This window comes from Streptomyces sp. NPDC126499, from assembly GCF_040302485.1.
Taxonomy (GTDB): Bacteria; Actinomycetota; Actinomycetes; order Streptomycetales; family Streptomycetaceae; genus Streptomyces.
Genome location: NZ_JBEOUO010000021.1, coordinates 82,156 through 106,120, shown reverse-complemented (window position 1 = coordinate 106,120; position 23,965 = coordinate 82,156). Strand labels below are relative to the sequence as shown.

Annotated in this window: 18 protein-coding genes and 1 pseudogene; 9 read left to right on the top strand and 10 right to left on the bottom strand. The window is 74.8% G+C overall.

Features of this window, described 5'->3' with window-relative positions; genetic code table 11:
• Window positions 1-16: 16 nt before the first annotated feature.
• From ABTZ91_RS26670 to ABTZ91_RS26655, 4 genes and pseudogenes are all read right to left on the bottom strand, one after another.
• Window positions 17-2,053 (bottom strand): AAA family ATPase, encoded by a 2,037-nt coding sequence (locus tag ABTZ91_RS26670; protein ID WP_352079797.1) that lies wholly within the window; start codon window positions 2,051-2,053, stop codon window positions 17-19.
• 38 nt (window positions 2,054-2,091) lie between these two features.
• Window positions 2,092-2,667: pseudogene (locus ABTZ91_RS26665) on the bottom strand (DUF4255 domain-containing protein); the annotation flags it as partial.
• A 7-nt stretch (window positions 2,668-2,674) separates the two neighbouring features.
• Window positions 2,675-4,630, bottom strand: a complete 1,956-nt coding sequence (locus ABTZ91_RS26660; protein WP_352079771.1) for an HYR domain-containing protein — start codon at window positions 4,628-4,630, stop codon at window positions 2,675-2,677.
• 228 nt (window positions 4,631-4,858) lie between these two features.
• Window positions 4,859-5,488 (bottom strand): response regulator transcription factor, encoded by a 630-nt coding sequence (locus ABTZ91_RS26655; protein ID WP_352079770.1) that lies wholly within the window; start codon window positions 5,486-5,488, stop codon window positions 4,859-4,861.
• Window positions 5,489-5,713: 225 nt separating this feature from the next.
• Between ABTZ91_RS26655 and ABTZ91_RS26650 the strand changes: the two genes are divergently transcribed.
• The gene (locus ABTZ91_RS26650; RefSeq protein WP_352079769.1) at window positions 5,714-7,069 is read left to right on the top strand and encodes a hypothetical protein; all 1,356 of its coding nucleotides are present in this window, start codon (window positions 5,714-5,716) and stop codon (window positions 7,067-7,069) included.
• A gap of 74 nt (window positions 7,070-7,143) precedes the next feature.
• On the opposite strand, the gene ABTZ91_RS26645 is transcribed toward ABTZ91_RS26650, so the two are convergent.
• Window positions 7,144-8,022: a DUF4157 domain-containing protein gene (locus ABTZ91_RS26645; protein ID WP_352079768.1), complete on the bottom strand. Its 879-nt coding sequence runs from the start codon at window positions 8,020-8,022 to the stop codon at window positions 7,144-7,146.
• 164 nt (window positions 8,023-8,186) lie between these two features.
• Window positions 8,187-8,603, bottom strand: coding sequence for a DUF6223 family protein (locus ABTZ91_RS26640; protein ID WP_352079767.1), 417 nt, complete (start codon window positions 8,601-8,603; stop codon window positions 8,187-8,189).
• A 526-nt stretch (window positions 8,604-9,129) separates the two neighbouring features.
• Here ABTZ91_RS26640 and ABTZ91_RS26635 point away from each other — a divergent pair.
• Both ABTZ91_RS26635 and ABTZ91_RS26630 read left to right on the top strand, forming a co-directional pair.
• Window positions 9,130-10,233 (top strand): sensor histidine kinase, encoded by a 1,104-nt coding sequence (locus ABTZ91_RS26635; RefSeq protein WP_352079796.1) that lies wholly within the window; start codon window positions 9,130-9,132, stop codon window positions 10,231-10,233.
• Between the two features lie 41 nt (window positions 10,234-10,274).
• Window positions 10,275-10,967 carry a response regulator transcription factor gene (locus tag ABTZ91_RS26630; protein WP_352079795.1) on the top strand — a complete coding sequence of 231 codons (693 nt, stop codon included), beginning with the start codon at window positions 10,275-10,277 and terminating at the stop codon, window positions 10,965-10,967.
• Here ABTZ91_RS26630 and helR read toward each other — a convergent pair.
• From helR to ABTZ91_RS26615, 3 genes are all read right to left on the bottom strand, one after another.
• Complete coding sequence (gene helR / locus ABTZ91_RS26625; RefSeq protein ID WP_352079766.1) at window positions 10,954-13,110, bottom strand: RNA polymerase recycling motor ATPase HelR; 2,157 nt, start codon at window positions 13,108-13,110, stop codon at window positions 10,954-10,956. The two genes, ABTZ91_RS26630 and helR, sit on opposite strands and share 14 nt — an antisense overlap.
• Window positions 13,111-13,220: 110 nt before the next feature.
• Window positions 13,221-14,225, bottom strand: a complete 1,005-nt coding sequence (locus ABTZ91_RS26620) for an aldo/keto reductase (protein ID WP_352079765.1) — start codon at window positions 14,223-14,225, stop codon at window positions 13,221-13,223.
• An 88-nt stretch (window positions 14,226-14,313) separates the two neighbouring features.
• Entirely contained in the window at window positions 14,314-16,479 is a 2,166-nt protein-coding gene (locus ABTZ91_RS26615) for a HEAT repeat domain-containing protein (RefSeq protein WP_352079764.1), read from the bottom strand.
• 261 nt (window positions 16,480-16,740) lie between these two features.
• Here ABTZ91_RS26615 and ABTZ91_RS26610 point away from each other — a divergent pair, with 261 nt between their 5' ends.
• Window positions 16,741-17,532, top strand: a complete 792-nt coding sequence (locus tag ABTZ91_RS26610; RefSeq protein WP_352079763.1) for a DUF4239 domain-containing protein — start codon at window positions 16,741-16,743, stop codon at window positions 17,530-17,532.
• 69 nt (window positions 17,533-17,601) lie between these two features.
• A complete protein-coding gene (locus ABTZ91_RS26605) occupies window positions 17,602-18,543 on the top strand; it encodes a nucleoside hydrolase (RefSeq protein WP_352079762.1) in 942 nt (313 codons plus the stop codon).
• A 34-nt stretch (window positions 18,544-18,577) separates the two neighbouring features.
• Here ABTZ91_RS26605 and ABTZ91_RS26600 read toward each other — a convergent pair whose 3' ends face one another.
• Window positions 18,578-19,780, bottom strand: coding sequence for a hypothetical protein (locus ABTZ91_RS26600; protein WP_352079761.1), 1,203 nt, complete (start codon window positions 19,778-19,780; stop codon window positions 18,578-18,580).
• 92 nt (window positions 19,781-19,872) lie between these two features.
• Here ABTZ91_RS26600 and ABTZ91_RS26595 point away from each other — a divergent pair, with 92 nt between their 5' ends.
• From ABTZ91_RS26595 to ABTZ91_RS26580, 4 genes are read left to right on the top strand one after another with little or no spacing between them, the layout of a single operon-like run.
• Window positions 19,873-20,847: an ABC transporter substrate-binding protein gene (locus ABTZ91_RS26595; protein WP_352079760.1), complete on the top strand. Its 975-nt coding sequence runs from the start codon at window positions 19,873-19,875 to the stop codon at window positions 20,845-20,847.
• Entirely contained in the window at window positions 20,844-22,070 is a 1,227-nt protein-coding gene (locus ABTZ91_RS26590) for a FecCD family ABC transporter permease (RefSeq protein ID WP_407078027.1), read from the top strand. The genes ABTZ91_RS26595 and ABTZ91_RS26590 overlap by 4 nt, the downstream gene beginning before the upstream one ends.
• Window positions 22,067-23,074, top strand: a complete 1,008-nt coding sequence (locus ABTZ91_RS26585; RefSeq protein ID WP_352079759.1) for an iron ABC transporter permease — start codon at window positions 22,067-22,069, stop codon at window positions 23,072-23,074. The genes ABTZ91_RS26590 and ABTZ91_RS26585 overlap by 4 nt, the downstream gene beginning before the upstream one ends.
• Before the next feature lie 19 nt (window positions 23,075-23,093).
• Window positions 23,094-23,939: an ABC transporter ATP-binding protein gene (locus ABTZ91_RS26580; protein WP_352079758.1), complete on the top strand. Its 846-nt coding sequence runs from the start codon at window positions 23,094-23,096 to the stop codon at window positions 23,937-23,939.
• Window positions 23,940-23,965 lie beyond the last annotated feature (26 nt).

The following is a 23,965-nucleotide window of genomic DNA, read 5'->3' as shown; positions in this document are numbered from 1 at the left end:
CCCGGCTCATACGTGTTCACGTCAACAGCTCCGCGTACCGCCCGAACTCCGACGCCAGCGTCAGCCGCCCCAGCTTCTGGTATTCCCGCTGCACCGCGTGGATCAGCATCGCCATCGTCAGCGGGCCGCCCGCCTCCGCCGCCAGGTAGGCCGCCGTCACCGCGATCGAGCGGATGTTGCCGCCCGAGAGTTCGAAGGCCTCCGCGCAGAAGGGGAGGTCCAGGTCGGTGGCGCGGGGGAGGTGGGGGCCGAGGGTGCGGTCCCAGAGGAGGAGGCGGTGGGTGGGGTCCGGGACGGGGAAGTCGACGACCAGGTCGAGGCGGCGGGTGAAGGCGTCGTCCAGGTTGGCGCGGAGGTTGGTCGCCAGGATGGCCAGGCCGTCGAAGGACTCCATCCGCTGGAGCAGGTACGCGGACTCGACGTTCGCGTAGCGGTCGTGCGCGTCCTTCACGTCCGAGCGTTTGCCGAAGACGGCGTCCGCCTCGTCGAAGAGGAGGACGCCGTTCACGCCCGCCGCCTCCGTGAAGATGCGTTCCAGGTTCTTCTCCGTCTCCCCGACGTACTTGTCGATGACCGTCGCCAGATCCACCGTGTACAGGTCCAGGCCCAGGTCCGCCGCGATGACCTCCGCCGACATCGTCTTGCCGGTGCCGGAGTCGCCGGCGAACAGCGCCGCGACGCCCCGGCCGCGCCCGCCTCCCGGACGCATCGACCAGGTGCCGAGGACATGGTCGCGGTGGCGGGCGCGGGCGGTCAGTTCGCGGAGCTGGGCCTCGGTGTCGGGAGGCAGGACCAGGTCGTCCCAGCCCACCGTGGGCTCGATGCGGCGGGCCAGCCGGTCGAGGCCGGCCGCGTTCTGGGCGCGGGCCCCCTGGCGTACGTGCTCCGGCGTGACCGGACCGGACTCCACGGCGGCCGACTGCACCGCCGCCCGCGCCGCCCCCACGATCTGCTCCGGCGTGAGGAGGAAGGGAGAGAGGAGGGAAGGGATGTCGAGGGGCGTCGAGACCTCCGCGCTACGGCGCCACAACTCCGCCCTCGCCTCCGGCCCCACCCTCGGCGCCCGCAGCAGCAGCGGCGGCGCCGCCGACCAGGCCGCGTCCCACGGCACCCGGCCCACCAGGCACACCGGCACCGGCAGGTCCGTGACGGCCCGCAGCAGCCCCGCGCGCTCCCGGGCCACCGCGTCGACCGGCGCGCACACCAGGCCGGCGCCCGTCAGGCGGGCCTCGCGGAGCAGGCACCGTACCGCCTCCGCGGGCGCCGGGTCCTCCGCGAGCCGGGCAAGGTCGACCCCGAGGACCGCCCGCCCCGCCGCCGCGAGCGCCGAGGCCGCCAACGCCGTACCCGCACCGCCCTGGTCCTCCTGGAGATAGACGATCCCGCCCGCGCCGAGCCCACCTCTGCCGCCCCCGAGCCCACCGCCGCCGAGCCCGCCCCCACCTCTGCTCCCGCCGCCCCCGCCCGCCGACAGGAACCGCGCCAGCGGCTCCGGGTCCCCCACCCCCGGCACCGCCTCCCACGGCACCCGTACGTCCGCGAGCCGCGGGTCCGGCGTGTCGTCGCCCAGCAGGAACGCGGTCACCCGGTCCGGCACCCGCAGCGCCCGGCCCAGGAAGGGCCGCTCCCGGTCCTCCACCAGCAGCAGACCGCCCGCCCGCAGCGGCGCTCCCTCGCCCAGCCGTGCCCTCGCGGCCCGGTCCGCGTGCGACATCCCGCACAGGCCGAGCGCCAGGCCGATCGAGGGCCTGCGCCGGGTCACGTCGTCGTTGAGATAGCCGTAGAACGCCTCGAAGCGGTCGTCCAGATCCGGCAGCAGCGCGATCAGCAGGATGTCGACGTCCAGCACCGAGAGACCGAAGCCCTCGGCCAGCGACCACAGCCGCGAGTCGGGTGCCGCCCGCGCCACCGGCTCCGGCGGCGGAAAGGCACGCGGCGCATCGAGCAGCCGCTCCACCGCCTCCTCCGTCAGATACAGACCCCGGAAGGCGTCGTCCGGATCCGGGTCCACCGCGCGCCGCGCCTCCACCGCCCGCCGCACCCGCAGCTCCATCTCCCGTGCTGCTGCGAGGAGTTCGGCCGTCACCGCGCGGGACCGTTCCCGAACCGGACCTCCAGGCCCTCCTCGCCGACCGGCGGCCCCGCCACATAGCGCGGCGACGCCGTCACCGGCACGCTCACCACCAGGTCGAGCGAGGGCTTCAGCTCACCGCCCAGCGCGCTCCACACGTCCGCGAACGACCGGTCCTCCGGCGGCGGCAGCGCGATCGACATGGGTACGGCCGCGCCGATCTCGGCGAGGCTGCCGGTGAGCCGTGCCGGCGGCAGCGCCTCGTACCGCAGCAGACACGCCAACAGCGAGGACAGCAGCCGGTGTTCGTCCTCCGGCCGCTTGGTCCAGGCCGTGATCAGATACGACAGTTTGAAGTAGCGCGGCGGCCGCCGGCGGGCCACCACGACCCCGCGCTCGTCGTACTCGTTGTGCAGCCCGCGCTCGCGGCGCCGCATGTCCTCGCGAATGTCGTACAGATACAGGTTCACCATCGGCGCGTTGACCTTCGCCGCCCACTCGCGCGTCGGCGCGTCGAAGACCACGGCCACCTGCCCGCCCTCCAGGACCTCGGCGCGGATGAGGGTGCGCAGGACGTCGTCGACCTCGTGGATCACCGGACCGTCACCCCCGCCCCGCGAAGTCCGGCGGCTGCAGGGCGCGTTGGACCACCAGCACGGGCTGTTCGAGGCGTTCCAGGCGCGCGACCTCCGCGCGCAGCGTCCGCGGGCCCAGCCGGTCCTTGCGCAGGACGAGCACCTGCGCCTCGAAGCGGCCGTCCCGGCCCGCCGTCAGCGGGGCGCTGTCCGCGGTGAGACCCGCGGACCAGACGAGGCGCACCCGTTCGCCCGGCGGGAAGTCCGTGCCCCGTACGATCACGGGCTCGCCCGGCCTGACCACCTGGGGCGTGACCTCCAGGCGCGGCTGGAGCACCCGCAGCGGCGCCGTGGCCGTGTTGTCGGCCGGCTCCGGGTCGGCGGGGAAGCCGCGTATGCGCACCCGGACCGTACCCGTGACCGCCTGCGGGTACGTGGCCGTCTGGGTGACGACCACCCGGCCGCCGGGCGGGATGACGCAGGGCGCGGCCGTCGTGCAGCGGTCGGTACGGGACAGGGCGCGCCCCGGCCCGGCCGGCCAGCTCGCGTCGGCGAAGACGGTCCGCGCGGTGTCCGGGCCCGCGTTGGTGAGGGTGTAGCGGGCGACGACCGCCCGGCCCGTGTACGTACGGGCGGGGGCGAGGGAGACGGAGACGGCCACGTCGGCGGACGGCGGCACCGGCGGCGGCAGGACCCGGAAGACCGCCGTGTCCGTGCCGGTGTTCCCGGATCCGTCGGTGGCGGTGCAGGTGACCGTGGTCGTGCCCACCGGGAAGACCGATCCGGACGCGGGCGCGCACGTCGGCGTCAGCGCGCCGTCGTTGGCGTCCACGGCGGTGGCCGTGTAGTCGATGCGGGCGCCGGCGTCGTCCCGGGCGCGTGCCGTGCGGTCGTCGACGGTGACGACCGGGGCGGACACGTCGTTGACGGTGATCGAGATCTCCTGTTCGTAGCCCGGGTCGACGGTCGCGGCCGGCCCGACCGTCGCGCTGTCCGGTGCGCGCGTGCCGAGCAGGAACTCCACGGTGCAGGTGAGCGTCGCGCCCTGCGGCGCGTCCGGCGCGACGGTGATCGTCTCGGCGAAGGCGGCGGTCTCACCGCTGACGACATCGCGCACGGGCGGGTCGAGGATCACGGTGAGGCCCGGGTCGCAGTCGTTCAACCGGTGCCCGACCCGGGTGGGCAGATTGCCGAGGCCCTCCACGATGGCCTCGGCGACCCGGTCCGGGTCGATCCCGGACAGCTTCCGGCCGCCGGTGGCCTCGATGATGCGGGTGGCCTGGCCCGGGGTGGTGGGCGGGTCCTCCTTCTGGCCGGGGATGCCGGCGTCTCCATTGCCGTCGAGTCCGTCGCCCCTGGGCGTGTCGACGTCGACGCCGAGGACCCTGGCGTTCTTGTCCTGGAGGGCGAGGATCGTGTCCTCGATGGTGTGGCCGTTGCTGGGATTGTGGCTGGACGCGTCGCTGACGAGGACGACGACGGGGCTGGAGTTCTCCCGGAACACGGTCTTGCCGCCGGCACCGTTCGCTATCTGCCACAGGCCGTTGATCCAGTCCTCGGACGGCCCGTTGCTGCCGTAGCCGAGATCCGCGTCGAGCGCGTCCACGCCGTCCCGCAACTTCCGGTCGTCGTCCGTGAGTTCGGCCGTCACGCTGAACCCGGCGTCGACGTCGCCCACCTGGTCGCCGAACGTCGTCACCGCGAACCGGGCGTCCGACTGGTGGGACCGCACCTTGTCGATGATGTCCGGCAGCCCGCGCCGGACGTCCGCGATGACCGGTTCCATGCTCCCGGTGCCGTCCACGAGGAGCACCACTTCCGGCCGTGGCGGTACGGGCGGGGTCAGGACCCGCTTGTCGACGGCGAGCGACTCCCCGGGGTCCAGGGACCGGGACACGGCGGCGGGCGTCACCGGCTCCACCGGGGCCGGTACGGCGGTGGCGGCCGTCGTCGCCGGTACGGCCCCGGCGGCGAGCAGGAGCACGGCGAGGACGGCACGCCCCCGCGCCCGACCGCCCGTCCTCCGGGACCACTGGAACCAGCCCACCGCACGACCCCCTCGTCCTCCTGGCGCCCGACCGACCGAGGATCCCGCATCCGGCCCGTACCGTCTGCGGCGCGAAGTCCCCTGCGGGGGGTAGGGTTTGTGCCCGAACGGGCAGCGGCGGTCAGCTGGACGGCCCTTCTGGACGGGCCTTCCGGACGCGGCGGATCAGATCAGTCCCTGGCGCATCGCATAGGCCACCGCGTGCGACCGGTTGCGCAGCTGCAGCCGGGTGATGACCGCGTGCAGCACGTTCTTGATGGTGCGCTCGGAGTACGAGAGCTTCGCGGCGATGTCCGCCGTGTCGTAGCCCTCCGCCACCAGCCGCAGTACGTCCACCTCGCGCGCCGCGAGCCCCGTGAAGTGCAGCCCCCGTGGGCCGAGGACCTGGCCCTGGAGCCGGCCGACCTCCTCCAGGAGGCGGCCCACCAGGTCGGACGGCAGATGGCCGGCGCCCTTCGCCACCGTCCCGATGACGTGCACCAGGTGCTCCGGGGTCGCCTCGGAGCGCCGGATCACCCCGGCGACCCCGCACTCCGCCGCGCTCACCAGCTTCTGCTCGTCGATGTCCGTCGTGACCAGCACCGCGCGAGCGGTGCTGGTGCGCCGGATGTGGCGCAGCAGCCGCAGCACGTCCTCGTCGACGCCGTCCACGACGAGCACGACGACCTCGGGCGCCGGGTCGGCGCTCTCGCTCCACTCGGTCACGGTGATCTCCGGCCGGGCCCGTAACTGACTCGTCACCCCGGCCTGCGAGATGGGGTCCTGCGCGCGTAACGCGACAGCCGTACGTTCCATGGTCGGGCTCCCCCCGGACGAGCGGCGGCCGACGCCGGGACCCACACGCCCCCGTGGCAGCCCTCCGCGGCGTCGACAACGCCTGCATCAACGGTAGTTCGGCGCACAGGAAATTCCCTGACCGAGCGTCACCAAAACCGGGTCGTTGCTTTGGGCACGGAATCTGCCCGAAAGTGTTCCTTCTCCGGCGATGCCGCCGACGGGCCCGGACCCTACGGTGCGCCCATGAGTCTTACGGCAAGCCTCGACGCGTCGTCCGTCACCGCCGTACCGGGCGAAGAGACGACCCTCCCTCTTCAGGTGCGCAACTCCGGCTCCACCGTGGAGGAGTACCGCTTCGAGGCGGCCGGCGCCTGCGCCGCCTGGACGACGGTGGAACCGGCGACGCTCTCCCTCTACCCCGGCAGCGCGGAGACCGTCTCCGTCACTTTCCGGCCGCCCCGCGACCCGTCCGTGCCCGCGGGCGAGACTCCCTTCGGCATCCGTGTGGTGCCCACCAGCGGCCAGGCCGAACCGGTCGTGCCCGAAGGCCGGGTCACCGTCGCGCCGTTCACCGAGATCACCGCCGAGATTGTGCCCCGCGGCTCGCACGGCATCCTGCGCGGCGCGCACAAGGTCGCCGTCGACAACCGGGGCAACGCCCCCCTCACCGTGGGGCTCACCGCCCGCTCCGGCACCGAGCGCGCCCGGATCTCCTTCACGCGTCCCGAGCTGACCATCGAGCCGGGGCGCGCGGCCTTCGCCGAACTGCGCGTCAAGCCGGGCAGACGCCTCTGGCGCGGCACCCCGCTCGTCCACACCTTCCAGGCCGTGGTCGCGCCGCCCGCCCCCGAGGGCGAGGAACCGCCCGCCCCGGTCGTCCTCGACGGCTCCTACCAGCAGGAACCCATCCTGCCGCGCTGGCTGCCGCGCGCCCTGATCGTCGCCTGCGTCCTCGCCCTGCTCCTCACCGGCTTCTGGTACGGGCTGCTGCGGCCGGCCGTGAAGTCCGCGGCCCGCGAGGCGATCACCCCGGAGGTCATCGCCTCCGCGACCACCGATCCCGACAGGAGCGGGGGCCGCACGGGCGGCCAGACCGGTGGCCAGACGGGCGGGCAGACGGCAGGCCAGACCGGCGGGGCGACCGGAGGCGGCTCCGGCAGCACCGCCTCTCCCACCCCCGCCCCCACCCCCACGGCGAGCACCGGCCCCAGTGCCAAGCCCCTCCCGCCGCCCGTGCCGACCAGCGCCCAGGTGCAGGTCAGGGACGGGGTCGGCGGCGGTTCGAGCAGCGGCACCGCGCTGACCGTCCCGGCCGGCAAGACCTTCCGGCTCACCGACATCGTGGTCCAGAACCCGCAGGGCGACGCGGGCACGGTGGTCGTCACGGTCAACCGCGGCGCGCGGGTCCTCACCCTCGCCCTGGAGAACTTCCGCGACTCCGACTACCACTTCGTCACGCCGATCACGGTGCCCGCCGGCGGCCGGGTGACCATGACCGTCGACTGCCGCAAGATCGGCCGGCCGGTCAACGCCCCGACCCCCAGCCGCTGCGCCGAGTCCCTGTTCCTCGGCGGCACGATGCAGAGCACGAAGCCGTAGGGCCGGGGGGTCCGGCCGCCGTAGGGCCGGGCGGTCCCGTCCGCACAGGGCCCGGGGCCCCGCTCGTGCGTCCCTTACGCGGGCGGGGCCTCTTCCTCCTCCTCGGTTCCCGTCTCCGCCGCCCGCTGTACGAACGACCCCTCCACATCGGCGGGTTGCTCGTCCTCGTCCTCCTCCGCCGCTCGCTGGACGGCGGGCGCGGCGGAGGCGGCGGGCGCGGGGGCGGACGCGTCTGTGGGTGTGGATGCGGGGGCGCGGGCCGGTTCGGCGAGGACCCGTTCCGCGTTGGCGACGGCCTCCCGCTCGAAGCGGTCCGAGGGGTCGCTGACCCGGATCCCGCCCGGCGCCTCCGTGCCCTCGACCGGCCCGCTGCGCTGCTGGATCACATGGGTCAGCTCGTGCGCCAGTGTCGTCCGGCCCTGCGGCGACGCCGGGTCGTACGCCTCCCGCTGGAAGACCACGTTGTTCCCGACGGTGTACGCGTGCGCCCCGATGCCCTTCGCGGAGGCGTCGGCCGCGGCGTCGGTGTGGATCCGTACATCCGAGAAGTCGGCGCCCATCCGGGCCTCCATGTCGCCGCGGGTCTCGGCGTCCAGCGGCTGCCCGCCGCCCGAGGCGAGCACGTCGTGCACCGGCGAACGCGCCCCGGCCCGCTCCCCGCCCCCGGTCAGGTCCTCCGCCTCGGGCTCCGCGCTCCGGCTGCGCTGCACCATCGCGCCGACGGCCCCGTTGCCCACGGCCCGCTGGAGGACGCCGAGACCCGACGCGCCCACCACATCCGTACGGCCGGCCGCCGCGGCCTCGAAGAGCCGCGCCGCACCGGGGCCGCCGTCCTGGGCCCTCGCGTCGGGGGCGCCGAGGAGGTCGCCCCGCCCGTGGTCGGCCTCGTGCTCCTGCCGGTGCTCGTGCTCGTGCCCGGTCTCGTGGTCGTGGTCGTGGTCGTACGCGCTCATCGTCAACTCCCCGAAGACGTCCGCGGAAGGGGGCGGCCGAGCCCCGCCTCCAGCGTCGCGACCCGCCCGTGCCCCGTCCAGGCCGGCCCCTGGGCGGCGGGGGCAGGACGAACTGCCCCTTCGCGCAGTCGGTTTGCCGGCCTCGCACCGGTCGCGCCGGGGACTCAGGCGGTGCGGGAGCGGGCCGAGCGGGACCCGCGCGACCCGGACCCGCGCGACCGGGACAGCGCCAGGCCGCCGAGGACCAGACCGACGACGCCGAGGAGTGCCGCGACCACGCCGCCGCCCAGGCCGTTGCCCGTGCCGAGGCCGCCCTTAGCGGTGAGCACGACCACCAGGCCGACGGCCGCGCCGAGCGGGCTCGCCACCAGGGCGATCACCGCCCCGGTCCGCGCGTTCCCGGAGCGGAGGCGGCCGACGGCCCGCGCCAGGGCCAGCGCACCGGCGACGACCCCCACCAGGGCGACGAGGGCGGAGGTGGAGGCGGCCAGGCGCCCGGGGGACATCGCGGTGACGTCGGCGGCGAGCAGCTGCGCCGGGGCCGCCGAGTGCACGGGGGCGAGGACGGACGACAGCGACATGGGGTGCTCCTTCTTCCGGTGACGGGATGTGCCACCGAGCATGTCGCCGCGCACCCCCGCCGGTCGTCCGTCGTCCGCGGACACTTCGCGCTACCGCGCCCGCGGCAGGAGCCGTGGGACTACCGCGTACGTGGTAGTCGCCCGCTCCTCCTGGACGGTGATCCGCCCGGGCGGTGCCTCCGGCTAGGGTGCGCGCATGCGTACGGATGAGCCGACGGAGCGGCCGGGGGATCGGCGGTCGCCGGCCGGGGTGACGGTCGGGACGACAGGGGGCGAGACGGCCGGGGTGGCGAGGGGGTCGACAGCGGGCTCGACGGTCGGGACGAGCGGGACGACTGCGGGCGCGCCGGCCGGGACCGGCGACCGGTCCACCGACCGCCGCCCAGCCTCCCGGTGGGCGGATCGTCCGGCCTCGCGGCGGGAAGATCGGCCGGCCACCCGGTGGGCGGACCGTTCGGCGCGCCGCTGGGCGGACCGTTCGGCACCGTGGCCGTCCGCCGGCCGGCCCGACCTCCGCGCCCTGGCCCTGGACGGGGGCATCGCCGTCGGCGTCGCCGCGGCCCTGCTGGTCACCGGTCTGGCCGGGCAGCGCCCGGCCTCCGCACCGGACCTCGACGCGCTCGGGTACGCGCTGCTCACCGTCGGCGGACTGGCGCTCGTGGCGCGCCGGCGGGCACCCGTCGCCGTGCTGACCGTCACCGCCCTGTCGGCGGTGGGCTATCAGGCGGCCGGTTTCGACGTGGCCGCCGTGGCCTTCCTGTTCGCGGTGTACGCGGCCGTACGAGCCGGCCACCGCGCCGTCACGGTCGCCACCAGCGTGGTCGTCCTCGCCCTGCTCCCGCTCGCGGCCCTGGTCTCCGGACTGCACGACACGGGAGAGGCGTTCGCCCAGGCCAGGGGCGCCCTCGAGATCGCCTGGCTGGTCGCGGCCGGTGCCGCGGGAGAGGCCCTGAGGCAGGCCGAGCGGCGGGCCGACGAGGCCGAACGCACCCGGGAGGAGACCGCCCGCCGCCGCGCCGACGAGGAGCGGCTGCACATCGCGCGCGAACTGCACGACGCGCTCACCCACCAGATCTCCGTGATCAAGGTGCAGGCCGAGGTCGCCGTCCACGTGGCACGGCGGCGCGGCGAGGAGGTGCCGGAGGCCCTGCTGGCGATCCAGACGGCGGGCCGCGAGGCGAGCCGCGAGCTGCGCGCGACCCTGGAGGCGCTGCGCGACGACGACACGGCACCGCCGCGGGGTCTCGGCGACGTGCCCGGACTGGTGGCACGGGCGCGGGGGATGGGCCTGGACGCGACCCTGACGACCGACGGCCCGCGGCACGACCTGCCGGCCGCGGTCGACCGTACCGTCTACCGGATCGTCCAGGAATCGCTCACCAACGTCGCCCGGCACGCCGACGCCACCACGGTGTCGGTCCGCGTCGCCTGCCGCCCGGACGCCGTGGTGATCCGCGTCGACGACGACGGCAGGAACACGCCGGGCACGGCTCCCGCCCCCGTCCCCGGCCTCGGGCTGCTCGGCATGCGGGAACGCGTCACCGCCCTCGGCGGCCGGGTGACCGCCGCACCGCGCCCCGAAGGCGGCTTCACCGTCCAGGCCGAACTCCCCGTGGAGCAGACCCCGTGAATCCCGTGAATCCCGTGAACCCCGTGAACCCCGTGAACCCCGTGATCCGTGTCCTCCTCGTCGACGACCAGCCCCTCATCCGCAGCGGATTCCGCGCGCTCCTCGATCTCGAGGACGACATCGAGGTGGTGGCCGAGGCCTCCGACGGGCAGGAGGGCCTGGCCCTGGCCGCCCGGCACCTCCCCGACGTCGCGCTGGTCGACATCCGCATGCCGCTCGTCGACGGCATCGAGGCGACCCGGCGCATCGCCGCCGACCCGGCGCTCGCCGGTGTGCACGTCGTCATCCTCACCAACTACGGCTTCGACGAGTACGTCTTCGAGGCGCTGCGCGCCGGAGCGGCCGGGTTCCTCGTCAAGGACATCGTGCCGGAGGACTTCCTGCACGCGGTACGCGTCGCGGCGCGCGGCGACGCGCTGCTCGCGCCCTCCATCACACGCAAGCTGATCCACCGTTACGTCACCCAGCCCCCCGGCGCGGATCTCGGCACCGCCCCGGGACTCGACGACCTGACCAACCGCGAGCGGGAGGCCGTGGCCCTGGTCGCCCAGGGCCTGTCCAACGACGAGATCGCGGCCCGCATGGTGATCAGCCCGACCACGGCGAAGACCCACGTCAACCGGGCCATGACCAAGCTGCACGCCCGCGACCGCGCCCAACTCGTCATCCACGCCTACGAGTCGGGCCTGGTCACCCCTGCCGCACGGGCTGCGGGGCCCGTCACGCGCTCCTGAGCACGACGAGCTGCCGCGTCGCGCGGGTCATCGCGACGTAGCGGTCCACCGCACCCTCGACCCCCTCGCCGAAGTTCTCCGGGTCGACGAGCACGACCAGGTCGAACTCCAGTCCCTTCGAGAGCCCCGGCGTCAGCGACCGCACGCGGTCGGTGCCGCTCCGGAAGGCGGGATCGCCGATGACACAGGCGATGCCCTCCGCGTGCTCGGCGAGCCACGCGCCGAGGATCGCGTCCCGGTCCGCGACCGAACCGTGCACGACGGGAACGCCGCTGCTGCGCACCGACGTCGGCACGTTGGCGTCCGGCAGTGCGGCTCGGATGGCCGGCTCCGCCTCCGCCATCACCTCTTCCGGCGTGCGGTAGTTGATGCTCAGCGAGGCCACCTCGATCCGGTCGAGGCCGATCCGCTCCAGGCGCTCGCGCCACGACTCCGTGAAGCCGTGGCGGGCCTGGGCGCGGTCACCGACGATGGTGAAGCTGCGGGACGGACAGCGCAGCAGCAGCATCTGCCATTCCGCGTCGGTCAGTTCCTGTGCCTCGTCCACCACGATGTGCGCGAACGGGCCGGCCAGCGGATCCGCCTCCGTCCCGGGCAGCGCCGCCTCGTCGACCAGAGTGTCCTGAAGGTCCCGGCCGTGCAGCATCGTCACCGCGCCCTCGCCGTCGTGGTCGGACGCGAGCACGTCGGCGATGACGGTGGCCATGCGGGCCCGTTCGGCGGCGACGGCGGCGTCGCGCCGGCGCTTGCGCCGCGAGGCCTGCGGGTCGCCGAGGCGCTGCCGCGCCGCGTCCAGGAGCGGCAGGTCGGACACCGTCCACGCCTGCGCGTCCGCCCGCTGCAGCCTGCGGACCTGGTCCGGGCCGAGCCACGGCGCGCACAGCCGCAGATACGCGGGTACGGACCACAGGTCGCCGACGAGGTCGGTCGGCTCGATCAGCGGCCAGGCGCCGTCGAGGGTGGCGCCCAGCTCCTTGTCGCGCAGCAGCGCCTGCCGGAACTCCTCCTCCGACACCTCCTCGTCGAGGACGCCGTCCAGCCGGTCGAGGACGATCGTGCCCAGCTCCTCCCGGATCCGGTCGCGCGCCTCGTTGTGCGGGATGCCCTCCGCGGCCTCGAACGCCTCCGCCCAGTCGTCGGCACCGATCCGTACCTCCGTCCAGGGGGTCGAGACCCGTACGGTCGCGGTGGGCGGTTCCTCGTAGAACCGGACCGCCGGCTCGATCGACCGGACCATGTCCGCGGACGACTTCAGGCGGGCCACCTCCGGGTCGGTCTCCTCCCCGGCCGTCGCACCCTCGGGTACGAGGTCCCGCACGGTGCAGGTCTGCACGCCCTCCTCGCCGAGACTGGGCAGGACGTCGGAGACGTACGCCAGGTACGGCTGGTGCGGGCCGACGAACAGCACGCCGCCGCGGCGGTGCCCGAGCCGCGGGTCGGCGTAGAGCAGGTGGGCCGTGCGGTGCAGGGCGACGACGGTCTTGCCCGTACCGGGACCGCCGTCGACGACGAGCGCGCCGCGGGACCCGGCGCGGATGATCGCGTCCTGGTCGGCCTGGATGGTGGCGAGCACGTCCCGCATCCGAGCCGACCGGTTGCCGCCCAGGCTCGCGATGAAGGCGGACTGGTCGTCGAGGGCGGCGTGCCCTTCGAGACCCTCGGCCGTGAACACCTCGTCCCAGTAGTCGCTGACCCGGCCGTTCGTCCAGCGGTACCTGCGCCGGCTGGCCAGGCCCATCGGGTCGGCGTGGGTGGCGGCGAAGAAGGGCTCGGCGGCGGGGGAGCGCCAGTCGATCAGCAGCCGGTTCCCCTCGCTGTCGGTGAGGCCGAGCCGGCCGATGTAGAGGGGCTCGGAGCCGTCCGCGGCGACGACGCGACCGAGGCACAGGTCGAGCCCGAAGCGGCGCAGGGTGCGCAGGCGCCCGGACAGCCGGTGGATCTCGGCGTCCCGGTCCATCGCCTCACGGCCGGCGCCGCCCGGCGCCCGGCGCAGCACGGCGAGGCGCTCGGACAGGTCGGTGATCGACTCCCGGAGGGTCTCCGCGACGGCCGCGAAGTGCCGGTCGTCGGCGGAGATCAGGGCCGGGTCGGCCTTGGCGGAGAGGTGGCCGGAAAGGGCGAAAGCGCTGGTGGTGAGATTCATAGATGAGCGATTGTGAGTCATCACGGGGGCCTTGCCGCAAGCCCCCCGGTGCGCTATAAGTTAAGAGTGGCGAGGAGAGGGTTCACCTTCCTCGCCTTTGTCGTTCCCCGTCAGGCGCCCGCCGCGTCCAGGCGGTCCAGCTGCTCCGGCGACAGCGCGAGGCCGAGGGCGGGCAGGGCGGCCTCGTACTGTTCCAGGGTGCGCGGGCCGATCAGCGGGACGGCCCGGGGCGAGGTCTGGTGCAGCAGCCACGCCAGCACCAGCTGGTTGGGGGTCACTCCGGCCTCCGCCGCCACCTCCCCGAGCACCCGGAGCCGCGCCTCGGCGTCCGGTCCCGCGTACCGCTCCATCATCCAGTGGTCCCGCCGCTTGGCCGCGTCGTCGTAGATGCCGCGCAGGATCGGCGAGTACGCGACGAGGGTCAGGTCCTCGTGGGCGCGCAGGTAGTCGAGCTGTTCGTGGTCCACCACCGATGCCGCGTCGAGGCCCGTGCGGGGCCGCAGGTAGGAGTGCTGCTGCTGGAGGGCGACGGGCGCGGGCCAGCCGTACCGCTCGCACAGCGCGCGGATGCGCTCCATGCGCCAGGTGCGGACGTTGGACCAGCCGATGTACCGGGCCTTCCCCGACCGCACGATCCCGGCCAGTGCCTCCAGGGTCTCCTCCAGCGGCGTCTCCCGGTCGTCGACGTGGACGTAGTAGAGGTCGACATGGTCGGTGCCGAGCCGCCGCAGGCTGTCGTCGATCGACGCCCGCAGGGTCGCCGCCCCGGCCCCGTCGAACCGTGCCCGGCTCCAGTCCGCCCCGCCCCCTTCGACCCGGGCCTCCTCCGCGTTCACGACGAGGCCCGCCCCCTTGGTGGCCAGGAACACCCGGTCCCGCCTCCGGCCCCGGGCCATCCACCGCCCGAGCAGCGCCTCGCTCTCGCCCCCGTTGCTCCCCGGGCGTTCCCACCAGCAGTAGCAGTTGGCGGTGTCCAGGAAGGTCCCGCCCGCCTCGACGAACCGGTCGAGCATCTCGACCGACGTCTTCTCGTCCGTCGTCGTCCCCATCAGCATGCAGCCGAGCCCCACCTGGCTCACCCGCTCCCCGGTGCGGCCCAGTTCGACGTGCTTCATGTCCGTCCCCCTCGTGTGCGGTGTCGTGTCCGGCAGCACCGCACGCTAGGCGTTGGAGTGCACACGAAGGCAAGCCCCCGGCCTCGGCTCACGGTGTGGCCGTGGCCGGGGCCCCCGTGGTGAAGGCCGTGAGGAGGTCCCGGACGCGGCCGCGGAAGGCCTCGTCCTGGCGGATGACGCGGTCCTCCACACCCCAGCGGATCGTCCGCAGGTCGCCGTCGGCGAGCGCGGCGAGCCGGCGCAGCTGCTCGGCCGACAGCGCGGCTCGGCCCAGGGCGTGCAGGGCGTCGCAGGCACCGTCCGGGTCCGCCGCCCGCTCGGCGGAGCGCAGCACGGCCTCGGCGAGTGCCGTACGGTCCAGCGCGGCCGGGTCCGCCACGGACACGAGCGCCAGGGCCGCCGCCGGCACCCGCACCGGATCGTCGAGCAGGGCTTCCAGGCGGCCGGTGAGCGGCCGCCCGGCCGGGCCGAGGAGAGCGGTCGCGCGGGCGGCCCGCACCACGGCCCACCGGGTCCAGGGCCCGGACTCCGCCCGTGCGAAGACGGAGTCGAGGGCGGCGACCGTCGTGGCGGCGTCCCCGGTGATCCGCCACAGGGCGTCGGCGAGAGCGGTGTCCGCGTCCAGGTCGGGCGTGGTCGCTCCGCCGTCCGGCCCGCCGAGTGCGGCGCGCAGCTCGGGCGTCAGGTCGCGTGCCCGTGCTCCGAGGTCCGCCGCCGTCACCGCGGCCTCTCTGACCCGGTGCCGGCCCTGCCGGAGCTCCGCCGCGAGGAGGTCCACCAGGGGCGTGTGCTCGCCGGTGACGTCGTAGAGGGCCCGCGCCGCCGGAAGCGATCCCTTCCCGGCGGCCGCGCGCAGGCACCGGGCCGCTTCCGCCCGTTTGGCGGGACCGGCGGACCGGGCGATCGCGGCGATCGCCGGGGCGGCGTGTGCCGGGACGTGCGCGAGCGCCCCGTACAACTCGGGCAGCGCCGGTACGGCCCGGGCGCCCCAGCCGCGCAGCAGGGCCGTCAACTGCCATGACTCGTTGCCGCTCAGCGCCTCGGGGCGGCCGAGGCGGCGCCGGACGGCGGTGAGCAGGCCGCCGTCGTACGGGAAGCCGACGTGCGAGTCGTCGGTCGGGAACCCGGCCGCGGCGGCCAGCGCCCGCGGCCGCCGGCCGAGCCCCTCGGCCAGCGGTCCGGCCGCCCGGCCGGGTGCGACGAGGACGAGCGCGGCCAGTGCGCGGTCCGCGCCGTCGTCCTCCCGGCCCGGGTTCCTCGCGGCCGGGCCGGCCAGGACGTCGGCGGCCGGAGCGGCCGCAGGGCCGAGACGCCCGAACAGCGAGGCCGTCGCGAGGACGGACTCCTCGTCGACGGCCGCGGCCCGCAGCGCGTCCAGCAGGCGCGCCGGAGCGCTCCGGGAGAGCACGCAGGCGCGCTCGGCCGCCCACCGGGCCTCGGCCCGCACGTCGGCCCGGTCGTCCCGCAGCGCCGCGTCGACCAGTGCCGACGCCGCCTCCCGGTCCGGCGCGCGGTCCCGGAGCAGCAGCGCCCCCACGACGGCGGAAAGCGGCTCCGTGCGGTCCAGGTCGAGGCCGCCCGCCAGCGGATCGGCGGGCAGGACGGACAGCATCGCCGTGTGATGCGCCCGCGTCCACGGCACGTCCGCGTCGAGACAGGCGAAGACCGCGGCCAGGCGCAGCTCGGGCGCCGCGGACGGGGCCAGTACCGTGGCCGCAGCCACCGCGCCGGCCGCCCGGTCGAGCCGTGAGATCCCGGCCAGGACCTCGGCGCGCACCGGGGCCTCGGTCTCCTCCTCCCAGCACCGCCGCAGAGCCGGAAGCACGAGCTCCGCCGCACGCGTGTGGGACACCGCCCACGCGGCGGTCCGGCGGACCTCCGGGTCCCCGTCCGTCAACAGGGGCAGCAGCAGCGGGAGTTGGCGCGCCACGGCATCCCGGACTGTGCCCGGGGCCACACCGTGCTCGTCCTCGCTCTCGGCCAGGCCGCCCAGGAGCGCGAGGACGTCCACGACCCGGTGCCCCGCCGCCGCGATCCTCGCCAGGAACGGCACCACCTCCGCACTGGCGGCGTACACCGTCCCCTGGTGCAACACGCTCCCGTACAGCTCCGACAGCGCCGCGCCCGCCGCCTCCTGCGCGGGGCCGGCCAGCGCGCGCAGCAGATCCGGCAGATCGTCGGCCGAACCGTAGGCATGCCGGAGAGAGGACCAGGGACGCGCGTCCAAACCATCGAGCGGGTGTACGAGTTCCATGCGGGCATCGTGCCAGTCAGGTCTGACAGCGGACCCCCGGGAATGGCCGTGCCGACGGACCGGGCCCGTACCTGCGTCGTCGTCCGACCGGGACACCGGTCACCCGATGGTGTGGATTCCCCGCGCCACGACCTGGGCACCGCGCGGCGCCCGCGGCCGTCACCGCCGCGCCGTGCGCCCCTTTTCGTGCCCCCGCGCCGCCGTCCGGGGCGTGTGCGAGGCGCGCGCCGTCGGGCGCGCCCCTGCCTAGACTCCGCGCACATGTCGCTCTGGCTGCTCAACCACTTCAGCACCTTCACCCTGGCCGTGCTCACCGTCGGCGGCACCGTCGTCCTCGCGGTCACCGGCAGCGTGCTGCTCCGCCGCAGACACCCGTCACTCGCGCGGGGGGAGCACAACGACATGGTCGGGGTGACGCTCGGGATGTTCGGCGCGATCTACGGGATCATCCTGGCGTTCGTCATCGTCACCCTCTGGACCCAGTTGGAGAGCACCCAGACCATCGTGGCCACCGAGGCCACCGACACGGCCCTCATCGCTCGCGACGCCGCCGCCTTCCCGCCGCCGGTCCGCGCCCGGCTCGACGCCGCGCTGAGCGGCTACGTCCACGCCGTCGTCGAGGACCAGTGGCCCCAGATGCGGGCAGGCCGGCCGAGCCACGCCGCCACCGCCGGCAAGCTCCAGGCCGTCTACGACGTGCTGCAGACCTACGAGCCGAAGACGGCGCGTGAGAAGGTCTTCTACGAGGAGGCCGTCGGCCACCTCGACGACGTCGCCTCCCAGCGCCGCGCCCGGCTGACCATGGCCGAGCAGGAACTGCCCCCGCTGCTCCAGGCCCTGGCCTTCGGCGGCGCGCTCGTCCTCATCCCGCTCACCTTCCTGTACGGCATGCGCAAGCTGCGCATCCAGCTCCTCTTCGTCTCCTCGGTCGCCGCCCTCATCGGCTTCAGCCTGCTCCTCGTCTTCGTCCTCGACCGCCCCTTCGCCGGCGAACTGAGCGTCAGCCCGGCCCCGTACCAGGAAGGGGCGCTGGCACGGTACTGGGCGCCGTGAGCGGCGCGACGGACGTTCCGGGGCGGCGGCGTGCTTCGCGAGGCGGGCCGGGTGTGGGACGGTGAGGACATGCCGGTCCCTGTGATCCTCGACTGCGACCCCGGACACGACGACGCCTTCAACATCCTGCTGGCCGCCGCGCACCCCGCCGTCGAACTGCTCGCGATCACCACCGTCGCGGGCAACCAGACGGTGGAGAAGACCACGCTCAACGCCCGCCGGGTCTGTGCGGTGGCCGGGATCCGGGGCGTACCGATCGCGGCGGGCCGGGACCGGCCGCTGCACGGACCGCGCCGGATCGCCGAGAACATCCACGGCGGCTCCGGTCTGGACGGCCCCGGTTTCGGTGAGGGCGAGCCGGACGTCCCCGAGGACCCGCGCGACGCGCTCACCCTCATCCGGGACACCCTGCTCGCGCACCCGTCGCCGGTCACGCTCGTGCCGACCGGGCCGCTCACCAACATCGCGGCCTTCCTGCTCGCCCATCCCGGACTCGCCGCGCGGATCGAGCGGATCGTGCTCATGGGCGGCTCGACGGGCCGCGGCAACACCACGCCCGCCGCCGAGTTCAACGTCCTCTGTGACCCGGAGGCCGCCGACATCGTCCTCGGCAGCGGGCTGCCGGTGACGATGTTCGGCCTCGACGTCACCCACCAGGCGCGGGCCACGCCCGAGGTCGTCGCCCGGATCGCCGCGCTCGGCACCCCGCTGAGCCGGCTCTGCGTCGACTTGCTCACCTACTTCGCCTCCACTTACCGCGAGGTGTACGGCTTCGACGCGCCGCCGCTGCACGATCCGCTCACCGTCGCCCACCTGATCGACCCGTCGCTGGTCCGCCTGGTGCGGGCGGCGGTGCGGGTGGAGCTCAGGGGCACGTACACCCGGGGCGCGACGGTGGTGGACCTGGACGGGGTGACGGGACTGCCCGCCGACACGGAGGTGGGCGTGGAGCTGGACGCGGACGGGTTCTGGGACCTCATCGTGGAGGCCGTGCGGCTGCTCGGCCGGTGACCACCGGGGACGGCAAGGCCATTGGCCCGTGACGTCACCGGCCCACGGGATCGCCGTCGGCGCCGTCGCCGGGGGCGACCATCGTCAGGTGACCGCCGTGGTCCAGTGGCGTGTCCAGGCGCACGCGGGTCTTCTCCCGGCCCGTCCGGGCGTCGACCAGGTGCACTTCGCCGTGGCCGCCGCGGGTGACGGCCACCCAGTCGGAGCCCGGTGAGGCGGCGACCGCACGGCGCTGAACGCCCTCCCAGGGGGTGCCGCCGCGGCGCGGCGCGCCGTCCATGGCGGGGAGGGGGACGCGGCGCGCGGTGTCGCCGGGGCCGAGGAGCACCAGCTCGTCGCCGTCGGGGTGTACGCGCGTGAAGGCGGTGTGGCTCCGGGCGAGGGCGAGCCGGAAGACCAGTCCGGGGCCGAGGTCGACGCGGGAGGTGCGGCCCGTCTCCAGGTCGTGGCGCCACGCCTGGTTGGTCCAGTCCGGCCATGCCAGCGGGTCCGGAGCGCCACCGCGCAGGGCGCTCCAAAGTGCCCGCCGGCGGGTGTCGAGGCGCAGGTACCAGCCCCGGGCGGGCGATCCCCACGGGATCACCGTCTCGGCGACGAGCGCGCCGTCCTTCCGGCGGGCCGTGTGCACGCCCTCGCCCGTCGCCGCGAACACCCGTCCCGAGGCCGGGTCGTGGGCGTCGCCGTGCCCGTCGTCGGACAGCGGCAGGAGCGCGTGCGGGGTGACGGCGGGGCAGCCGGCCGGTGCCGCGAGGAGATCCGCGAAACGGTGGACGGCCAGCGCCCCGGGTTCGCGGTGGCGCAGCACGACGAGCGGGTCGTCGCCGCCCAGCACCGTCACGCCCGGTTCGCCGACGCGGGTGCGCACCCGTGCCGCGTCCCCGTCGGCGAGGTCGACGACCGTCAACAGGTCCGACCACGGCTCGGTGTTCTTTCCCAGGCCGGTGGTGACGGCCAGCAGACGGCCGGTCGGATCGCAGGCCAGATGCTCGGCCGGTACGGCGACCGGGACCGCGCGTTCCACGAGCCGGTCGCCGAAGGGGTCGAGCACCAGGAGCTCGCCCCGGCGGTCGTCGACACAGGCCACCCGGCCGCGCGGCAGCGCCAGGAACCCGGCGTGCTCGGAGAGATGGCGGCCGGTCAGGCGTGCGGTGACGGTGCCGTCGGGCACGGCCACGACGTACACCGCTCCGGCGACGTGATCGGAGACGAGCAACGCGGGAGCGGCGGCAGGGGCCATGGGAGTCCTCCGGAGGGCGGTCTGGTGAAAATGATTATCATGTATCTTCGGTGCGTCGTTCCGGTTTCCCGAGAAAAAGAGCGAGGACATCCATGCGCGCACCGTCGAGATCCGTCCGCCAGTGGCTCACCGCGGCGGTGGTGGGCTCCGTCCTGGTCGGCTGCGGCTCGCCCGCCGCCGAGCCCGCCGGGGACAAGGGCGGGCCCACCGCGAAGACCGAGGTCACCGTCCAGCCCATCAAGGCCACGACCCGGCTGACCGACGTCAACGGCGTCCGAATCTCCCTGGACGGCAAGCCGCAGCGGATCGTCTGCCTCTTCGCGCTCTGCGACGACATCCTGACCGAGCTCGGCATCGTCCCGACGGCCACCAACAACACCCTGCTCGCCCACCCCGGCTTCCTCGGCAAGGACAAGGCGGCGAAGGTCCCCGTCGTCCCCGGCGGATTCATCGCCCCGGAGGTGGAGGCGATCCTCTCCCACAAGCCGGACCTCGTGATCGGCCTCGGCGACACCCACGGCAAGCTCGCCCCCGCCCTGAAGGGCGCCACCACCTTCTGGGCCATGCAGCCCGAGACCTGGGAGGACAGCGTCGGCTATCTGCGGAACACCGCCGCCCTCACCGGTCGTACCGCCGAGGGCGAGAAGGCCGAGAAGACCTTCCGCACCAAGCTCGCCGCGGCCGAGAAGACCCCCAGCGACAAGACCGCCCTCGTCATCTACGGCAGCGACGAGAACTTCGGCGTCGCCACGCCCGAGGGCGACGTGACCGCCAGCCTCTTCCCCAAGATCGCCGACTACCCGTGGAAGTCGCGCGGCGTCGACGGCAGTTACAGCCTGGAGGAGATCCTCGCCAAGGACGTCGACGTGCTGTTCGTGGAGACGATGAGCTTCGGCGACGCCGACGGCAAGCTCTCCGAGAAGCTGGCGAAGAACCCGCTGTGGAGCAAGATCCCGGCCGTGAGGAACGGCGACGTCCACGAAGTGAACCCGGAGGTGTGGGCCAAGGGCCGCGGCACCCGTTCGCTGGGCATCGTCCTCGACGAGGCCACGGCCGCGCTGCGGTGAGCAGGCCCTTCTGGCAGCCGCTCCTGACGCTCGGGGTGCTGCTCGCCGCGTCGGTCTGCGCGCTGTGTCTCGGCACGCCCCACGTCCCGCCGCACCGGCTCGCCGGCGCGGTCCTGGACGGGGACACCACACTGGCCGGGATCGTCGTCACCGAACTCCGCGTCCCGCGCCTCGTGCTGGCGCTGACCGCCGGCGCCTGCCTGGGCGCGGCGGGGCTCGTGCTCCAGGAGGCGCTGCGCAACCCCCTGGCGGTGCCCGAGATGCTGGGCGTCTCCTCGGGGGCGGCGCTCGGCGTCGCCGCCCCGCTGGTCCTCGCCCTGTCGCTGCCGGCCGTGGCGCAGCCCCTGCTCGCCCTCGGCGGCGCCGTGCTCGGCGGCGGACTGACCCTGCTCGCCGCCGGACTCGGCCGCAGCCCGTCCGCCGTGCTGCTCACCGGTGCCGCGGTCGCGGCCGCGCTCCAGGCCGCACTGCTCGTCCTGATGGTGATGGCCGACCAGCTCGACCTCCAGCTCATCTACCGCTACCTGCTGGGCTCCCTCTCCGCCCGCACCTGGGACGACGTGACCGGCCTCTGGCCGTGGCTGCTCGTCGCGCTGCCGGCCCTCGTGCTGTGCGCGCCGGTGCTGTCGGTGATGCGGCTGGGCGACGAGGACGCCGAGGCGCTGGGCGTCCGGGCCCAGCGCGCACGGCTTGCCGCGCTGGCCGTCGCCGTCGTGCTGATCGCGCCCGTCACGGCCGTGTGCGGGCCGGTCGCGTGGGTCGGATTCCTCGCCCCGCACCTGGCCCGGTGGTTCAACCCCGGCGCGGGTGCGGTGCGTTGGCTGCCGTGGTCCGCCGCGTGGGGCGCCGTCGTCGTGACGGTCGCCGACGTCCCGGCCCGGCTGGCCCTCGCGCCGGTGGAGACACCGGCCGGCGCCTGGACGGCCCTGCTCGGCGTGCCGGCCGGGGTCGCCCTGATGCGGTCGGGCGGCCGGAAGCGCCGTACGAACGCGGGCGCCGCCCCGGCCGGTTCGGCCGCACCGGCGAGCCCGTACGGTTCGGGCGGTTCGGGCGGTGCGGGCAGTGCGGACGGCCCGGGTGGTCCGGGCGGTGCGGGTGGTCCGGGCGGTGCGGGTGGTTCGGCCGGTCCGTACGGTGCCGGCGGTGCGGATGGTCCGGGTGGAGGGCACGTGCCGGTGCCCGGGCCCCGGGGCGCCACGACGGAGAAGGAGGAGACGCGGTGAGCCGGCGTTTCGCGGTGCTCGCGGTCCTGGCCGCCGTGTGCGCCGGGTGGGAACTGGTGGCCGGACGCGGCATGTCGCCGAGTGCGGTCTGGGAGGTCCTGGGCGGCGGCGGTGACGCGACGGAACGGCACATCCTCCTCCAACTGCGGCTGCCCAGAACGCTGGTGGCCCTCGGCGCGGGCGCCTGCCTCGCCGTGGCCGGCCTCGTCCTGCAGTCCGCGCTGCGCAATCCCCTCGCCGGCCCCGAGGTGACGGGCGTGACACCGGGAGCGGTCCTCGGGGCCGTCACCGCGACGGCGCTGGGCCTCGCCGGATGGGACTCGCCCCTGGCCGTCGTCCTCGCCGCGTGCGCGGGCGGATGCGCCGGAGCGCTGCTGCTGTGGCTGCTCGTCGGCCGCTCGGGCGGCGATCCCGCCCGGACCGCCGTGCACGGGGTGCTGGTGTCGGCGGTGCTCGGCGGGCTCACCGCGATGGTGCTGCTCGTGAAGCCGGGCGAACTCGGCAGCGTCGTGCAGTGGCTGGTCGGCACCACCGAGGGCCGGGTGTGGGCGCACTGGCATCTGCTGTGGCCCTGGGCGCTGGTGTGGGGGGCCGCGGCCTGGCTGATGGCCGGTCCGCTGACCCTGCTGCGCTGCGGTGACGAGATCGCGCTTGCCGCCGGCCTCCCGGCCCGGCGGGCCCGCACCCTCGCCCTGCTGTGCGCGGTGGCGCTGACGGCGGGCGCGGTGGCGGCCGTCGGAGCGCTGGGCTTCGTGGGGCTGCTCGTGCCGCACCTGGCCCTGGCCGTCTTCGGCGCCGACCTGCGGGTGAGCCTTCCGGGGGCCGCCCTGGTGGGTGCGGTCGTGGTGTGCGGGGCGGACGCGGCGGCGCAGTCGTCCTCGCGGCTGGCGGCCGAGGCACTGGGATCCGGACGGCTCACGCTGCCGGTCGGGGCGCTGACCGCCTGCCTGGGCACCGCCCTGTTGCTGCTCGTGGTGCGCCGCGCCCCGAACCGTACGTTCTGAAAGCCGACGGAGGACTGAGATGACCGAGTCCATGGGCACGTCCCTGGGGGCGTCCATGGGAATACACGTCGAGGGGGTCCACTTCGGCTACCCCGCGCGGCCGGTGCTGCGGGGTGTCGACCTGACCGTACGGCCGGGCGAGCTGACCGCCCTCATCGGTCTCAACGGCTGCGGCAAGTCGACCCTGCTGAGACTGGCCGCCGGACTGCTCCGGCCGGACCGGGGGCGGGTGCTGCTCGGCGGCGACGACCTCGCCGGGATGTCCCGGCGCGCCACGGCCGCCCGCGTGGCACTCCTGCAGCAATCAGCCCCTGCCGTACCGGGAATGACGGTACGTCACCTGGTGCGGCAGGGGCGGTACGCGGCCAGGGGGCCGCTCGGCATGCTGCGCGAGGGCGACGACCCCGTCGTGCGCCGGGCCCTGCGGGACGTCGGGGTGGAGGGGTGGGCCGACCGGGACGTGGACGCGCTGTCCGGGGGCGAGCGGCAGCGGGTGCGGCTCGCGATGGCGCTCGCCCAGGACACCCGCGTCCTGCTGCTCGACGAGCCGACCACGTACCTGGACCTGCACCACCAGCTCGACGTGCTGCGGACGGTGGTCCGCCTGCGCGAGGAACGCGGGCTGACCGTGGTGATGGTGCTGCACGACCTGGCCCACGCCGCCCGCTTCGCCGAACGGATCGTTGCGCTGCGCGAGGGCCGGGTGGTCGCCGACGGGGCGCCGGGGGAGGTCGTCACGCCCGGACTGCTCGCGGACGTCCTGAAGGTGGCCGGCCGGGTCGGCCGGGATCCCGAGGGCGGATGGCCGGTGTGTTACCCAGATCACCCCCTCTCCTCACTGGAAAATGAAAATCATTTCAATTAGTGTCGGTCGCGGCGCTCACCCGAGCA

Coding starts and splice junctions, on each gene's coding strand:
- ABTZ91_RS26670 (WP_352079797.1), bottom strand. CDS start 2,053: ATGGAGCTGCGGGTGCGGCGGGCGGTGGAGGCGCGGCGCGCGGTGGAC.
- ABTZ91_RS26655 (WP_352079770.1), bottom strand. CDS start 5,488: ATGGAACGTACGGCTGTCGCGTTACGCGCGCAGGACCCCATCTCGCAG.
- ABTZ91_RS26650 (WP_352079769.1), top strand. CDS start 5,714: ATGAGTCTTACGGCAAGCCTCGACGCGTCGTCCGTCACCGCCGTACCG.
- ABTZ91_RS26645 (WP_352079768.1), bottom strand. CDS start 8,022: ATGAGCGCGTACGACCACGACCACGACCACGAGACCGGGCACGAGCAC.
- ABTZ91_RS26640 (WP_352079767.1), bottom strand. CDS start 8,603: ATGTCGCTGTCGTCCGTCCTCGCCCCCGTGCACTCGGCGGCCCCGGCG.
- helR (WP_352079766.1), bottom strand. CDS start 13,110: ATGAATCTCACCACCAGCGCTTTCGCCCTTTCCGGCCACCTCTCCGCC.
- ABTZ91_RS26620 (WP_352079765.1), bottom strand. CDS start 14,225: ATGAAGCACGTCGAACTGGGCCGCACCGGGGAGCGGGTGAGCCAGGTG.
- ABTZ91_RS26615 (WP_352079764.1), bottom strand. CDS start 16,479: ATGGAACTCGTACACCCGCTCGATGGTTTGGACGCGCGTCCCTGGTCC.
- ABTZ91_RS26610 (WP_352079763.1), top strand. CDS start 16,741: ATGTCGCTCTGGCTGCTCAACCACTTCAGCACCTTCACCCTGGCCGTG.
- ABTZ91_RS26605 (WP_352079762.1), top strand. CDS start 17,602: ATGCCGGTCCCTGTGATCCTCGACTGCGACCCCGGACACGACGACGCC.
- ABTZ91_RS26600 (WP_352079761.1), bottom strand. CDS start 19,780: ATGGCCCCTGCCGCCGCTCCCGCGTTGCTCGTCTCCGATCACGTCGCC.
- ABTZ91_RS26595 (WP_352079760.1), top strand. CDS start 19,873: ATGCGCGCACCGTCGAGATCCGTCCGCCAGTGGCTCACCGCGGCGGTG.
- ABTZ91_RS26580 (WP_352079758.1), top strand. CDS start 23,094: ATGACCGAGTCCATGGGCACGTCCCTGGGGGCGTCCATGGGAATACAC.